Genomic DNA, 14,931 nt, shown 5'->3' on the forward strand with positions numbered 1-14,931 from the left:
ATGGGCATGCTTCTCGAAACCCGCTATCCGATCGTGCTGGTCCACGGCCTGCTCGGCTTCGTGCGCCTGCCCGGCCATTCCTACTGGAACGGCATCGATGTGGCGCTGCGCCGGCGGGGGGTGGCGGTCTATCCGGTGCGGCTCTCCGGCGTGCACGACAACGAGGCGCTGGGCGCCCAACTGCTCGAACGCATTGCCGCGATCCGCGACGCCAGCGGGGCGCCCCGGGTCAATCTGCTCGGCCACAGCCAGGGCGGGCTGAGCGCCCGCTATGCGGCGGCGCGGCGCCCGGACTGGGTGGCCTCGGTGACCACCGTGGCCACGCCCAATCACGGCTCCGAGGTGGCCGACCGGCTGCGCGGCCGGCTGCCGCCCAGCGGTCGGCGCGAGCGCCTGCTGGCGCGGGGCATCGAAGGGCTGGCGCGGCTGATGGAGCGGCTCGAATGCGCCGAGCCGGGACTCTGCCTGCCCCTCGACGGGCCGGCCTCGCTGCTGGCGCTGACCAGCGAAGGCATGGCCGGCTTCAACGCCCGCTACCCGCAGGGGCTGCCCGTGCGCTGGGGCGGCGAGGGCGCCGAGGAAGTCGACGGGGTGCGCTACTACTCCTGGGGCGGCACCCTGCAGACCCGCGACGATGCCGTGCTGGACCTGGACCCCGGGCATGTCCTGTGCCGGCAGCTGGCCCGCTGCTTCGTCCGCGAGGCCGGACAGAACGACGGCCTGGTCGGACGCTTCAGCTCGCACCTGGGCAAGGTGATCCGCTCCGACTATCCCTTCGACCATCTGGACGTCATCAATCGCTGCGAGGGACGCCGAGAGGGGGCGGCCGATCCGCTCGGGGTGTACCTCGAACACCTGGCGCGACTGGCCGAGGCCGGGCTTTAGTGCAGCTCCAGGGTGCGTCCGTCGAGGATGAGGCGCTCGGCGCGCATCTCCGCGCTGCCGTCCTTGCGCGGCGAGCCGACCAGGATCACCGGCCTTCCCGGGCGCAGGTCGTTCTTGATGACGCCGCGCGACAGCAGGAGCGAGGAGGCGCCCAGGATCACCTTCCACTCCTTGCCTTGGTAGTTGACCCGGACCTCGGTCTGGGCGCTGCGATAGTGAATCCGTTTCAGCGGCGCCTCGATGGTCAATCTCTCTCCCGTGTCGTAGGCGTCCCAGTCCGGGTTAGTCAGCCGCGCGGAGGCGCCGAGCAGCACGGAGGCACCGAGCAGCAGCACGAGGCAGGAAAGTGGCAGGCAGCGTTTCTTGAGCATGATGGGGATCCCGGGGCGAGGCGTCGGTGATCCCAAAACCATAGGCCAGAATCCTTCGGCCGGTGGGATGCGCCGCTGCGCCGCTCTCGGCGCCTCTCAGCCGTAGCGCCGCCGCGCCTCGATGGCCAGGCCGCTGCCGATGCTGCCGAAGCGGTCGCCTTCCACCAGCCGGGCTCCCGGCAGCAGCGCGGCGACGCTTTCGCGCAGTGCCGGCACGCCGCTGGAGCCGCCGGTGAAGAACAGCGTGTCGATCCGCTCCCGCGCCACTCCGGCACCGGCCAGGAGGCTTTCGAGACTGGCGCGGACCCGCTCCAGCAACGGGTCGATGGCCCGCTCGAAGAGCGCACGGTCGAGTTCGGCGGCCAGCTGCGCCTCGATGCGCGCCAGATCGATGCGGTAGCGTTCGCTGTCGCCGAGGGCGATCTTGCCGTCCTCCACCTGCATCGCCAGCCAGTGCCCGGCGCGCTGTTCGATCAGTTTGAACAGCCGGTCGATGCCGGTGGGGTCGAGGATGTCGTAGCGCATGCTCGCCAGCGCCCGCTGCGAGGCCTGGGCGTAGACGGCGTTGATGGTGTGCCAGGTGGCCAGGTTGAGGTGCACGCTGGTCGGCATCGGCGCGTCGCTCTTCATCCGGCTGCCGTAGCCGAACAGCGGCATCACCCCCTGCAGGCTGAGTTGGCGGTCGAAGTCGGTGCCGCCGATGTGCACGCCGCCGGTGGCGAGGATGTCGTCCTGCCGCTCGGCGAGGGCGCGGCGTTCGGGCGCCAAGCGTACCAGGGAGAAGTCCGAGGTGCCGCCGCCGATGTCGACGATCAGCACTAGCTCCTCGCGGGCGATGACCGACTCGTAGTCGAAGGCCGCGGCGATCGGCTCGTACTGGAAGGAAACCTCCTTCAGGCCGAGGCCCTTCGCCACCCCGAGCAGGGTGTCGGCGGCCTCCCGGTCGGCCTGCGGGTCCTCGTCGACGAAGAACACCGGGCGGCCCAGCACCGCCTCCTCGAAGGGGCGCCCGGCCACCGCCTCGGCGCGCCGCTTCAGCTCGCCGAGGAACAGCTTGAGGATCTCCTTGAACGGCAGCGCACTGCCGAGCACCGTGGTTTCGCTTTTCAGCAGCTTGGAGCCCAGCAGGCTCTTCAGCGAGCGCATCAGGCGGCCTTCGTAGCCTTCCAGGTATTCGTGCAGGGCTTGGCGGCCGAACACCGGGCGGCGCTCCTCGAAGTTGAAGAAGAGTACCGAGGGCAGGGTGATCCGGCCGTCCTCCAGGGGGATCAGCGTCTCCGCGCCAGGGCGCAGCCAGCCGACGGTGGAGTTGGAGGTGCCGAAGTCGATGCCGCAGGCGCGGGCGGGCAGGGTGGTCATGGCGCGGGCTCGGGCGAAAAAGGGGCGCGCATTCTATCAGGCCCTCGCCGGAGGTCTGCACCCGCCCGCCTGCCGGTGCGGATCAGGGATGGAGCGCGTGGCGGTACTGTTCCTTGCGTTCCACCCATTGCTCGATCAGGGCGCGCAGCTGGGACAGTTCCACCGGCTTGGCCAGGTGGCCGTCCATGCCGACCCGCTGGGCGTGCTCGCGGTGCTCGCTGAGGATGTGCGCAGTAAGCGCGACGATCGGCGTGTGCGGGCGATGTTCGAGGATCTCCCAGGCGCGCAGCTGCTCGGTGGCGGCGAAGCCGTCGAGGATCGGCATCTCGCAGTCCATCAGCACCAGGTCGTACTGCCGGGTCTTCATCGCCTGCAGGGCTTCCTCGCCGTTGCTGGCGGTGTCCGGCTGCAGGTTGAGCTTGCGCAGCATGCCGCGGATCACCTTGGTGGAGATGCTGTTGTCCTCGGCGACCAGAATGCGGAAGTCGCTCGGCACCTCCAGGGGGGTGTTCTCTCCCGGGACGGCGGGCTGCGGATGGCCGGCGCGGCGCTTGGCGAGTTCGTCGGCGAGGGTGGTCTTCAGCGTATAGCCGGCCACCGGCTTGGCGAGGGTGCAGGTGATGCCGGCGTTGCGTGCGTAGATCCGGCTCGGCGCATCGCTGAGACCGGTCAGCATGATCAGCAGGATGTCGTGGTCCAGGCCGGGGTCTTCCTTGATTCGCTGCGCCAGCTGCAGACCGCTCATGCCGGGCATGTTCTGGTCGAGCAGCGCTGCGTCGAAGTATTCCCCCAGATGGGCCTTGGTGCGCAGCAGGGCCAGGGCCTCCTTGCCGGAGGATACCGCGCTGACCTTCAGGCCCCAGGCCACGCATTGCTGCAGCAGCACCTTGCGACAGGTGTCGTTGTCGTCCACCACCAGCAGGCGGGCGTCCTGCAGCTGGCCGTCGAGGTCGGCGACCGGGCGTTCCAGGCAGGCGGGGTCGAGCGGCAGCGACATCCAGATCGTGCTGCCCTTGTCGGGGCCGATGTCGATGCCGTAGCGCCCCTGCATCAACAGGACCAGCTGGCGGGCGATGACCAGGCCCAGGCTGCCGTCGAGCTGCGCGGCGGAGAGCAGGTCGCGGCTCTGCAGTTCGCTGTTGAGCAAGGCCTCGCGGCGGCTCGCCGACATCGGCTGGCCGGTGTCCTGCACGGCGATGTGCAGACGCGGCTGCGAACCCTCGGTTTCCAGCGACACCTTGAGGAGGATCTCGCCTTCGTCGGTCTGCCGGAAGGCGTTGTCGATCAGGGTCAGCAGGGCCTGGCGCAGGCGCGTCGGATCGCCGTTGACCACCCGCGGCACCTGCGGCTGGAGAAAGCTGATCAACTCGACCCGGCGCCGTTCCGCCTTGATGCGGAAGATGCCCAGGCAGTCCTCGATCAGACCGTTGAGGTCGAACGGCACGTCGTCCAGTTCGATCTGCCCGGACTCCAGGCGGGAGATGTCGAGGATGTCGTTGATCAGGCTGAGCAGCTCGTTGCCCGAGCTGTTGATGGTCTGCACGTAGTCGTACTGCTTGGCGGTCAGCGGCGTGCCGAGCAGCAGTTCGGTCATGCCCAGGACGCCGTTCATCGGCGTGCGGATCTCGTGGCTGAGCTTGGCCAGGAACTCGCTCTTGGCGCGCAGCTCCGCGCTGCTCGCCGCCTCGCTGGTGCGCCGGGCCGCACGGTCCTGCTCGATCTTGCGCTGCCGCTCGGCGAGGGCGAAGCCGAGCAGCAGACCGCTGGCGGCGCTGAAGGCGAAGAGCGCGAAGACCTGCCAGCAGGGACCGAACTGGCCGAAGTCGAGCAGCATCGACAGATAGGCGCTGAAGCCCAGGTGGAAGAGCACCATCCCGACCAGCACCAGGCGCGCCGGACGATAGCCGCGCAGCCAGTGGTAGAGCGCGCAGACCGTCGCGGTCAGGCTGGCGATCAGGATCAGTCCGCTGCGCAGCCCGTCGTGGGGAGACGGGCCGTCCAGCACGACGGCCAGGGCCAGCGCGGCGATCTCGCCGCGCAGCAGCCAGTCGAACAGGCGCGGGCGCTCCACCTGGTCGAAGAAGCTGCAGGTGAACAGCAGCAGGAAGAGGAAGCTGGCGAGGGCGGCGATGTCCGCCGCCGGTATCTGGTAGCGCTCGAGCGGTGGCAGCCAGGCGCCGAGCAGGCCGAAGTGCGCGACGGCACTGAGCAGGAGCGAACCCTGCATGGCCGCCAGCCAGAGATTGCAGAGCGCCTTGTTGTAGCCGAAGCGGATCAGGTTGTAGAGCACCCCCAGGGCGAGGGCGCTGAGCAGTGCGCCCAGCGTGTAGGCCAGCTTGTTCTTGCCGAGCAGCCCGGCGGTATCGATGTAGTCGAACCAGGCCGGTGCCGCCTGCCGGGGGGCCAGTCGCAGCCAGACCTCGCGCGGCATCTGGTCCGCCGGCAGGGCGAACAGGTGGGCCTGGTCGGGGGCGGACAGGTTGGCCGGGAGCATCGCCCCGGTTTCGATCCCGCGTTCCTGGACGCCTCGGTTGGTCAGGAAGAAGTCGACCCGATCCACCCGTGGGGCGAACACCCAGATCCAGTGGGGATCGTCGTGGGCGGCGATGGGCACGTGCAGCCAGGCGGCCTGGTTGGCCGGCAGGGTGAGGGAGTGGTGGTCGAGCGGGACGAAGCGGTCGCGATGCTTGATGACGTCCTTCAGCGTCAGGCTGGCCGACTCGTCGAGGAGAAGCCGCCAGTCGCCCCGCGGCATTCCATGACCGGAGTAAGCGGCAGGCATGGCGGTTTCGCCCGAACGCAGCAGGCTCTCCGCCAAGCTCGGCAATGTCGCGAGCACGACCAGCAGCAGCGTGACGATGAGCGTTGTGGCATTCCAAAGCCGGCGCACGGCGAAGTCCCTTCCAGAATGAGTGGCCAAATTATAACCAATCGCCCGCTCTAAGGTAATAAGCAAAAGGCCATCATCCGATGGCCTCTTCCCTGCCCGATGCCGCGGCGTGTGCCGCTTTCAGCTCTCGCGGGCGATGGCGCGGTAGCCGATGTCCTTGCGGTAGAAACAGCCGTTCCAGTCGATTCCGGCGGCCAGGGCGTAGGCGTTCCGCTGGGCCTCGGACACGCTCTCGCCCAGGGCGGTGGCGCACAGCACGCGACCGCCGGCGGTGACCACCTGGCCGTCCTTGACGGCGGTGCCGGCGTGGAACACCTTGCCCGGCAGTTGCGCGGCGGCGTCCAGGCCGGAGATGGCGTCGCCCTTGGCATAGTCGCCGGGGTAGCCGCCGGCGGCCAGCACCACGCCCAGGCTCGGCCGCGGGTCCCACTGCGCCTCGATCTTGTCCAGCGCCTTGGCCAGGGCGGCCTCGACCAGCAGCACCAGGGAGGACTGCAGGCGCAGCATCACCGGCTGGGTCTCGGGGTCGCCGAAGCGGCAGTTGAACTCGATGACCCTGGGCGCGCCGGATTTGTCGATCATCAGGCCGGCATACAGGAAGCCGGTGTAGACGTTGCCCTCGGCGGCCATGCCGCGCACGGTCGGCCAGATCACCTCGTCCATCACCCGCTGGTGCACCGCGGCGGTGACCACCGGGGCGGGAGAGTAGGCGCCCATGCCGCCGGTGTTCGGGCCGGTGTCGCCGTCGCCGACGCGCTTGTGGTCCTGGCTGGTGGCCATCGGCAGCACGTTCGCGCCGTCGACCATGACGATGAAGGAGGCTTCCTCGCCGTCGAGAAACTCCTCGATCACCACGCGCGCGCCGGCGTCGCCGAAGGCGTTGCCGGAGAGCATGTCGCGCACCGCGTCCTCGGCTTCGGCGAGGGTCATGGCGACGATCACGCCCTTGCCGGCGGCCAGGCCGTCGGCCTTGACCACGATCGGCGCACCCTGCTCGCGCAGGTAGGCCAGCGCCGGCTCGACGTCGGTGAAGTTCCGGTAGGCGGCGGTGGGGATGTTCTGGCGCGCCAGGAAGTCCTTGGTGAAGGCCTTGGAACCTTCCAGCTGGGCGGCGGCGGCGGTCGGGCCGAAGATCGCCAGGTCGCGCGAGCGGAACAGGTCGACCACGCCTTTCACCAGCGGCGCTTCCGGGCCGACGATGGTCAGCTGCACGTTGTTGGCGGCGAAGTCGGCCAGTTGCTCGATGGCCAGCACGTCGATGGCGACGTTCTCGCACTTGGCTTCCAGCGCGGTGCCGGCGTTGCCCGGGGCGACGAAGACCTTCTCGACGCGCGGGTCCTGCGCCACCTTCCAGGCCAGGGCGTGCTCGCGGCCGCCGCTGCCGATGATCAGTACGTTCATGTTTCAAGCCTCATGTGATCGTTCCCACGCTCCGCGTGGGAACGTTGCTGTGGACGCTCGGCGTCCGCGGCATGGGACGCGGAGCGTCCCGGGCTGCATCCCCACGCGGAGCGCGGGGATGATTGGTCGGTGCGGTCGATCTCAGTGGCGGAAGTGGCGCATGCCGGTGAATACCATCGCCATGCCGGCTTCGTCGGCCGCGGCGATCACTTCGTTGTCGCGCATCGAGCCGCCCGGCTGGATCACCGCGGTGATGCCGGCTTTGGCCGCGTTGTCGATGCCGTCGCGGAACGGGAAGAAGGCGTCCGAGGCCATCACCGCGCCCTGGACCGCGAGGCCCGCGTGCTCGGCCTTGATCGCGGCGATCCGCGCCGAATTCACGCGAGACATCTGGCCGGCGCCGACGCCGACGGTCTGGCGGTTCTTGGCGTAGACGATGGCGTTGGACTTGACGAACTTGGCCACTTTCCAGGCGAAGATCAGGTCGTGGATTTCCTGCTCGTTCGGCGCGCGCTGAGTGACGACCTTGAGGTCGGCCGCGGCGATCATGCCGATGTCGCGACTCTGCACCAGCAGGCCGCCGTTGACGCGCTTGTAGTCCAGGCCGGCGCTGCGCTCGGCGGGCCACTGGCCGCACTCGAGCAGGCGCACGTTGGCCTTGGCGGCGACCACCGCGCGGGCCTCGGCGGACACGCTCGGAGCGATGATCACCTCGACGAACTGGCGTTCGACGATGGCCTTGGCGGTCTCGCCGTCCAGCTCGCGGTTGAAGGCGATGATGCCGCCGAAGGCCGATTCGGTATCGGTGGCGTAGGCCAGGTCGTAGGCCTTGCGGATGCCGCCCTCGGTTTCCGGGACCACGGCCACGCCGCACGGGTTGGCATGCTTGACGATCACGCAGGCCGGCTTGACGAAGCTCTTCACGCACTCCAGTGCGGCGTCGGTGTCGGCCACGTTGTTGTAGGAGAGTTCCTTGCCCTGCAACTGCTTGGCGGTGGCGATGCTGGCCTCAAGCGGGTTGGCCTCGACGTAGAAGGCCGCGTTCTGGTGCGGGTTCTCGCCGTAGCGCATGTCCTGGGCCTTGACGAACTGGCTGTTGAAGGTGCGCGGGAACTCGCTGCGGCCTTCGGTGGACAGGGTCTCGGCCGACTGGTCGACGGTGCCCAGGTAGTTGGCGATCATGCCGTCGTAGGCGGCGGTGTGCTCGAAGGCCTTCAGCGCCAGGTCGAAGCGCTGGGCGTAGGTCAGGCCGCCGGCCTTGAGGCTGTCGACGATGCCGGCGTAGTCGCCGGCGTTGACCGCGATGGCGACGTCCTTGTGGTTCTTCGCCGCGCTGCGGACCATGGTCGGGCCGCCGATGTCGATGTTCTCGATGGCATCCGGCAGGGTGCAGCCGGGCTTGGCCACGGTGGCGGCGAACGGGTAGAGGTTGACCGCGACCAGGTCGATCGGAGCGATGCCGTGCTCGGCCATCACCGCGCCGTCGAGGTCGCGCCGGCCGAGGATGCCGCCGTGGATCTTCGGATGCAGGGTCTTCACCCGGCCGTCCATCATTTCCGGAAAACCGGTGTAGTCGGCCACTTCCACGGCGGCCACGCCGTTTTCACGCAGCAGCTTGAAGGTGCCGCCGGTGGAGAGGATCTCGACGCCGAGGGCGGCGAGTTCGCGGGCGAAGTCGACGACGCCGGTCTTGTCGGACACGCTGATCAGCGCGCGGCGGACGGGAAGGCGGGTGGTCTGGTCGGTCATCTCGGATTCCATCAGGACAGGATTGAATGGAAACGGGAGCGGCCGGGCCGCTCCCGTTTCAGACGGATAGGGTTACAGCAGGTCGTACTGCTTGAGCTTCTTGCGCAGGGTACCGCGGTTCAGGCCGAGCAGTTCGGAGGCCTTGGTCTGGTTGCCCTTGACGTACTGCATCACGGTTTCCAGCAGGGGGGCCTCCACTTCGGAGAGCACCAGGTTGTAGACGTCCGTGACGGCGGCCCCCTCGAGATGGGCGAAATAGTTGCGCAGCGCCTTCTCCACGCTGTCGCGCAGCGTCTGGCCCGCCTCGCTCGGCGTGTTCAGGTGCTGTTTCAGATTGGCGTTGTCACTCACGGGTGTCGTTCCACTCTCTAAAGTCTCGGTCGTCGTCGTCATGCGGCCACCCCCTCTCCATCGTCGTGACGTTCGGCGAAGAATTGCCGAACCTGGGTGTTCTGTGCGTCCGTGCTATCCAAGCGGTTGAAGCGGGCTCGAAACTCCCCTGCGCCGGACAGGGTCGCCAGATACCAGCCAACGTGCTTGCGGGCGATGCGCACGCCCAATTCTTCCCCGTAGAAGAGGTGCAGTGCGGCCAAGTGCTCCAGCAGAACCGGTTCCACTTCCGCGGCCGTCACTGCCGGCAGGCGCTCGCCGGTTCGCAGGTAGTGCTCGATCTCGCGGAAGATCCACGGCCGTCCCTGGGCTGCGCGGCCGATCAGCAGGCCGTCGGCGCCGGTGGCGTCGAGCACCCGGCGGGCTTTTTCCGGCGAGTCGATGTCGCCGTTGGCGAACACCGGAATCGACACCGCCTGCTTGATCGCGGCGATGGTGTCGTATTCGGCCTCGCCGCTGTACAGGTCGGCGCGGGTCCGCCCGTGCACCGCGAGGGCGGCGATGCCGGCCTGTTCGGCAAGCCGGGCCACGGCGATCCCGTTGCGGTTCGCCCGGTCCCAGCCGGTGCGGATCTTCAGGGTCACCGGTACCTCGACGGCGGCAACCACCGCCTGGAGGATCTCGGCGACCAGCGCCTCGTTCTTCATCAGCGCCGATCCGGCGGCCTTGTTGCAGACCTTTTTCGCCGGGCAGCCCATGTTGATGTCGATGATCTGAGCTCCCAGTTCGACATTGCGCCGGGCTGCCTCGGCGAGCATCTGCGGATCGCCGCCGGCGATCTGCACCGAGCGCGGCTCCGGTTCGTCCTCGTGCGGCAGGCGCAAGCGGGACTTGCGGCTGTTCCACAGGCGAACGTCGCTGGTGAGCATTTCCGACACTGTCATGCCGGCACCGAGCCGGCGACACAGGGCGCGAAACGGCCGATCGGTAACGCCGGCCATGGGCGCGAGGATCAGTCGGTTGGGTAAAGTGTAGGGGCCGATACGTACCGCCGACATAGGTCTTCCCTGCTGGAGACTGGTTTCAGGTCGAACGGGGACCGCAAAAAAAGGGTGGGCATGATACCTGCTCTCCATGAACGGATAAAGGCTGTCCTGCACAAAATATGAACAGCTTCGGGCAGGCTTCCGCGACCGCTCGGCAGTCCGACGGCTGCCCTCTCGGGCGGACCGTCACTCCGGAGAGTGGAAGCTTAGGCTGTAATTCACCGCCTGGGCGCCGGGGTCGAGAATCTCCAGCGAGATGTGGATCGGCGTCTGCGGCGGCATTTCCTGCTGTCCGGCCAGCTCGCCGCTCAGGTACTCGTTGGGCTTGAAGCGCCGGGTGGCGACGGACCGGCCGTTGATGTCGGCGAAGCGCAGTTCGAGCAGCGGGAAGGGTTGGGCGAAGGTGGCGCGGTTGTAGAGGATCGCGTCTACCACCAAGGCGCCGGCGAATTCGGGATGGTGGCGCACCACCAGGTTGCTGCTCTTGATCTGCTCGATGTCGACCCGCGGCGGCAGGGTGCAGCCGATATGCGGGCAGAGTCGCTCGAACCAGGGCCGGTAGCGGTCCTGGCGGACCAGTTCGTCGTAGTGGAACCAGACGTACTGGCCGACCAGCGCGGCGGCGGCGAGCAGGTTCAGGAGTAGCCAGCCGAGGCGGCGGCCCCAGGATTGGCGCGGTTTTCGCCAGTCGAGGCGAAGGGGCTCGTCGGCCAGTTCGAGCAGTCCCTCCTCGGGCCGCTCGGATTCGCTGCGCTGCAGCGGGCCGACGGGCGAGGTCTGGCTCGGCGCGGGTTGGGCGGCAGGCGTCTCCCGGGGCGTGGGCGGTGGAGGGCGGAGCGGCTCGTCGTCCTCGACGGGCGGCTTCAGGGTCAGGGTCGGCTCGTCGCGCTCGCCCGGACCGCTTGGTGTGACCAGCAGGCTGCCGGTTGGCGGCAGTAGCGGCTCGGTGGGTTCCGGGTGCGCTCGGGCGGGAGCGGTCTTCGGTGCCGGGGGGGGGGCGTCGACGCTCTGCAGGCGCGCCATCAGCTGGCGCTCCTGGCTTTCCAGCTTGGCCAGCTCCTCGTCCAGGTCGAGGGTGTCGAGGTCCAGATCGCCCAGGTCGAGTTCGTCGTAGTCCCAGTGGGGGGCGGGCGCCGGCGAGCGCTCGGCGGTCGGCGGGGTGGCCGGGGCGCTGTCGGCGGTCGGCGCCTCGCTGGCTGCGGGCGGCGGGGCCGGGTGCTCGATGAGGTGTTTGGCGGCGTTGAACACCTGCAGGCAGGAGCCGCAGCGCACTGCACCGCGGGCGGCGTCGAGCTGTGTGCGGTTGATGCGAAAGCGGGTCTGGCAGTGCGGGCACTGGGTGGCGAAGGTGTCTGTCATGCGGGGAACCGGCAGCCGGCGGTCTGGACGGAACGGGTGGCTAGTCTAGGGGCTGCCACCGATTGTTTCCACGCTTGCGGAAGCAATCGACGTCGGGCCGTGGTGCAGTTCTATTGCCCAGGGGCCGGGGATCAGCGCCGCACGCCACCGATGCGTACCCAGCCGTCCTGCTCCGCGGTGGGGTCGAGAGCGAAGGCTTCGGCGTAGGCGGCGCGCACTTCCCCGGCCTGTTCGGCGAGGATGCCGGACAGCGCCAGACGGCCGCCCGGTTTGACCAGGGCGGTGATCTGCGGCGCGAGCTGCACCAGCGGACCGGCGAGGATGTTCGCCACCACCACGTCGGCCGGTTGCGGCGGCAGGGCGGCCGGCAGGTAGAGCGGGAAGCGCGCCGGGTCGATGCCGTTGCGTGTGGCGTTGTCGCGCGAGGCGTCCAGCGCCTGCGGGTCGATGTCGGTGCCGACCGCCCGTTCGGCGCCGAGCAGCAGCGCGGCGATGGCGAGGATGCCCGAGCCGCAGCCGAAGTCCAGCACGGTGCAGCCGCTCAGCTCCTGGCCGTCCAGCCACTCCAGGCACAGCGCGGTGGTCGGGTGGGTGCCGGTGCCGAAGGCCAGGCCCGGGTCGAGCAGCAGGTTGACCGCGTCGGGCTCCGGCGCTTGGTGCCAGCTCGGCACGATCCACAGGCGGCGGCCGAAGTGCATCGGCTGGAAGTTGTCCATCCAGCTGCGCTCCCAGTCCTGGTCCTCGATGCGCTCGATCCGCCGCTCGGGCAGCTCGCCGCCGCGCAGCAGCTTGAGGTGGGCGAGCACCGCCTCGGCGTCGGTGCCGTCTTCGAAGAGGGCGAGCAGGTGGGTGTGCGACCAGAGCGGGGTAGTGCCGAGGTCCGGTTCGAAGATCGGCTGGTCCTCGGCGTCCATGAAGGTCACCGAAACGGCGCCCAGCTCCAGCAGCTGGTCTTCCAGCGCGCCAGCCTGGTCGGGGGTGATGGCGAGACGGATTTGCAGCCAGGGCATGGGAAGACCTCTTCAAGAGTGGGGCGGGCGAATGGCGGGCAAGCTTACTGGAGGGGCGGGGCCTCTGCCAGCGTGGCGGGTGAAGGGCGGGATGCTCGAAACGACAGGGGCCGCCCGAAGGCGGCCCCTGTCATGCGCTACTGGCACGGTGCTCAGTGCTTGTCCAGACCCAGTTTCTTTTCCAGGTAATGGATGTTCACGCCGCCCTTGCAGAAGCCCGGGTCGCGGGTGAGGTCGCGGTGCAGCGGCACGTTGGTCTTGATGCCGTCGACGACGATCTCGTCGAGGGCGTTGCGCATGCGCGCCAGGGCCTCGTCGCGGTCCTTGCCGTAGGCGATCAGCTTGCCGATCAGCGAGTCGTAGTTCGGCGGTACCGCGTAGCCGCTGTAGAGGTGCGAGTCGACGCGGATGCCGTTGCCGCCCGGGGCGTGGAAGTGCTTGACCTTGCCCGGACTGGGCATGAAGGTCGCCGGGTCTTCGGCGTTGATCCGGCACTCCAGCGCATGGCCGCGGATCACCACGTCCTCCTGGCGGATCGACAGTTTCTCGCCGCTGGCGATGCGCAGCATCTCCTTGACGATGTCGATGCCGGTGACCATCTCGGTGACCGGGTGCTCCACCTGCACGCGGGTGTTCATCTCGATGAAGTAGAAGCGGCCGTCCTCGTAGAGGAACTCGAAGGTGCCGGCGCCGCGGTAGCCGATCTCGATGCAGGCCCGCACGCAGCGGTCCAGCACTTCGGCACGGGCCTGCGGGTCGATGCCCGGTGCCGGAGCTTCTTCCAGGACCTTCTGGTGGCGGCGCTGCAGCGAGCAGTCGCGGTCGCCCAGATGGATGGCGTTGCCCTGACCGTCGGAGAGCACCTGCACCTCCACGTGGCGCGGGTTTTCCAGGAACTTCTCCAGGTAGACCATGCCGTTGCCGAAGGCCGCCTCGGCCTCGGTGCGGGTCAGTCGCGCCGACTTGATCAGGTCCTCTTCATGGCGCACCACGCGCATGCCGCGTCCGCCGCCGCCGCCGGCGGCCTTGATGATCACCGGATAACCGACCTGGCGGGCGATCGCCAGGGCGGTTTCCTCGTCTTCCGGCAGCGGGCCGTCGGAGCCGGGCACGGTGGGCACGCCGGCCTGCTTCATGGCGTTCTTGGCCGAGACCTTGTCGCCCATCAGGCGGATCACTTCGGCGGTCGGGCCGATGAAGGCGAAGCCGGATTTCTCCACCTGCTCGGCGAAGTCGGCGTTCTCGGCGAGGAAGCCGTAGCCCGGATGGATTCCGTTCGCGCCGGTCACCTCGGCGGCGGCGATGATGGCCGGGATGTGCAGGTAGGATTTGGTCGCCGGAGCCGGACCGATGCACACGGTCTCGTCGGCGAGGCCCAGGTGCATCAGCTCGCGGTCGGCCGTGGAGTACACGGCCACCGTCTTGATCCCCAGCTCCTTGCAGGCGCGCAGGATGCGCAGGGCGATCTCGCCACGGTTGGCGATCAGGACTTTTTCCAACATCGCAGGCTCTCCGCGGTTCAAACGATGGTGAACAGCGGCTGGTCGTACTCTACCGGCTGACCGTTTTCCGCCAGGATGGATTCGATGACGCCGCTGGCCTCGGCCTCGATGTGGTTCATCATCTTCATGGCTTCGACGATGCACAGGATGTCGCCTTTCTTGACGCTCTGGCCGACCTGGACGAAGGAGGGAGTGCTCGGCGACGGCGAGCGGTAGAAGGTGCCGACCATCGGCGAGCGCACCACATGGCCGTTCAGCTTGGGTGCGGTCGGCGCGGCAGCTTCGACGGGCGCGGCGATCTGGGCGGCGGCGACCGGTGCGGGCATGGCGGCCATGACCGGAGGCGCGGCATACACCGGCTGGGGGGTCTTGGAATGGCGGCTGATGCGAACCGATTCTTCGCCTTCGCGAATCTCCAGCTCGTCGATACCGGACTCTTCCAGCAGTTCGATCAGTTTCTTGACTTTGCGGATATCCATTCGAAATAACTCCGGGTGCGAATCAGGAATGTTCAAGTTTTTCGAGAGCGGCTTCCAGGGCCAGCCGGTAGCCGCTGGCGCCCAGACCGCAGATCACCCCTACGGCGATATCGGAAAAGTAGGAGTGATGGCGGAAAGGCTCGCGCTTGTGCACGTTGGACAGATGCACTTCGGTGAATGGGATGCTCACCGCCAGCAATGCGTCACGCAGGGCGACACTGGTATGGGTGAAAGCCGCCGGATTGAAGATGATGTAGTCCACATTCTCCAGGCGGGCGGCATGGATGCGCTCGATCAGCACGTGCTCGGCGTTGCTCTGCAGGTGGAACAGGCGGTGGCCGGCCGCGCCGGCACGGCGCTCCAGGTCCTGGTTGATCTGTTCGAGGGTGGTGGCACCGTACACGCCGGGCTCGCGGGTGCCCAGCAGATTGAGGTTGGGGCCGTGCAGCACCAGTAGGGTGGCCATGTCGGTCGTAGTCCTTGAATGCTATGAGTGGGGCTCGGCAACGGGCCGGCCCGTCCCGCAGACTGCGGGTTGGCTGGGGCGCCG

General features: G+C 68.3%; 13 protein-coding genes. 1 reads left to right on the forward strand and 12 read right to left on the reverse strand.

Features of this window, described 5'->3' with window-relative positions; genetic code table 11:
- Positions 1–885: a lipase family alpha/beta hydrolase gene (locus BMY22_RS03825; protein WP_090619710.1), complete on the forward strand. Its 885-nt coding sequence runs from the start codon at positions 1–3 to the stop codon at positions 883–885.
- Here the strand turns inward: BMY22_RS03825 and BMY22_RS03830 are convergent.
- From BMY22_RS03830 to aroQ, 12 genes are all read right to left on the reverse strand, one after another.
- Entirely contained in the window at positions 882–1,256 is a 375-nt protein-coding gene (locus tag BMY22_RS03830) for a hypothetical protein (RefSeq protein WP_090619711.1), read from the reverse strand. The two genes, BMY22_RS03825 and BMY22_RS03830, sit on opposite strands and share 4 nt — an antisense overlap.
- A 96-nt stretch (positions 1,257–1,352) precedes the next feature.
- Entirely contained in the window at positions 1,353–2,615 is a 1,263-nt protein-coding gene (locus BMY22_RS03835) for an Hsp70 family protein (protein WP_090619713.1), read from the reverse strand.
- Between the two features lie 82 nt (positions 2,616–2,697).
- Positions 2,698–5,505 carry a hybrid sensor histidine kinase/response regulator gene (locus BMY22_RS03840; protein WP_090619714.1) on the reverse strand — a complete coding sequence of 936 codons (2,808 nt, stop codon included), beginning with the start codon at positions 5,503–5,505 and terminating at the stop codon, positions 2,698–2,700.
- Positions 5,506–5,625: 120 nt separating this feature from the next.
- Entirely contained in the window at positions 5,626–6,906 is a 1,281-nt protein-coding gene (gene purD / locus BMY22_RS03845; protein ID WP_090619716.1) for a phosphoribosylamine--glycine ligase, read from the reverse strand.
- Positions 6,907–7,047: 141 nt separating this feature from the next.
- The gene (gene purH, locus BMY22_RS03850) at positions 7,048–8,655 is read right to left on the reverse strand and encodes a bifunctional phosphoribosylaminoimidazolecarboxamide formyltransferase/IMP cyclohydrolase (RefSeq protein ID WP_090619718.1); all 1,608 of its coding nucleotides are present in this window, start codon (positions 8,653–8,655) and stop codon (positions 7,048–7,050) included.
- A gap of 72 nt (positions 8,656–8,727) precedes the next feature.
- Entirely contained in the window at positions 8,728–9,048 is a 321-nt protein-coding gene (fis, locus tag BMY22_RS03855) for a DNA-binding transcriptional regulator Fis (RefSeq protein ID WP_041806900.1), read from the reverse strand.
- Entirely contained in the window at positions 9,045–10,043 is a 999-nt protein-coding gene (dusB, locus tag BMY22_RS03860; protein ID WP_090619719.1) for a tRNA dihydrouridine synthase DusB, read from the reverse strand. Before dusB ends, fis begins: the two co-directional genes overlap by 4 nt.
- Before the next feature lie 174 nt (positions 10,044–10,217).
- Positions 10,218–11,390: a DUF3426 domain-containing protein gene (locus tag BMY22_RS03870; RefSeq protein ID WP_090619723.1), complete on the reverse strand. Its 1,173-nt coding sequence runs from the start codon at positions 11,388–11,390 to the stop codon at positions 10,218–10,220.
- A 131-nt stretch (positions 11,391–11,521) separates the two neighbouring features.
- Complete coding sequence (gene prmA, locus BMY22_RS03875; protein WP_090619724.1) at positions 11,522–12,400, reverse strand: 50S ribosomal protein L11 methyltransferase; 879 nt, start codon at positions 12,398–12,400, stop codon at positions 11,522–11,524.
- A 152-nt stretch (positions 12,401–12,552) separates the two neighbouring features.
- Positions 12,553–13,902, reverse strand: coding sequence for an acetyl-CoA carboxylase biotin carboxylase subunit (accC, locus tag BMY22_RS03880; protein WP_090619726.1), 1,350 nt, complete (start codon positions 13,900–13,902; stop codon positions 12,553–12,555).
- A 17-nt stretch (positions 13,903–13,919) separates the two neighbouring features.
- Positions 13,920–14,381, reverse strand: coding sequence for an acetyl-CoA carboxylase biotin carboxyl carrier protein (gene accB / locus BMY22_RS03885; protein ID WP_090619728.1), 462 nt, complete (start codon positions 14,379–14,381; stop codon positions 13,920–13,922).
- A gap of 22 nt (positions 14,382–14,403) precedes the next feature.
- Positions 14,404–14,847, reverse strand: a complete 444-nt coding sequence (gene aroQ, locus BMY22_RS03890; RefSeq protein ID WP_090619730.1) for a type II 3-dehydroquinate dehydratase — start codon at positions 14,845–14,847, stop codon at positions 14,404–14,406.
- Positions 14,848–14,931 lie beyond the last annotated feature (84 nt).

Origin of the sequence: Azotobacter beijerinckii, from assembly GCF_900110885.1 — a bacterium.
Taxonomy (GTDB): domain Bacteria; phylum Pseudomonadota; class Gammaproteobacteria; order Pseudomonadales; family Pseudomonadaceae; genus Azotobacter; species Azotobacter beijerinckii.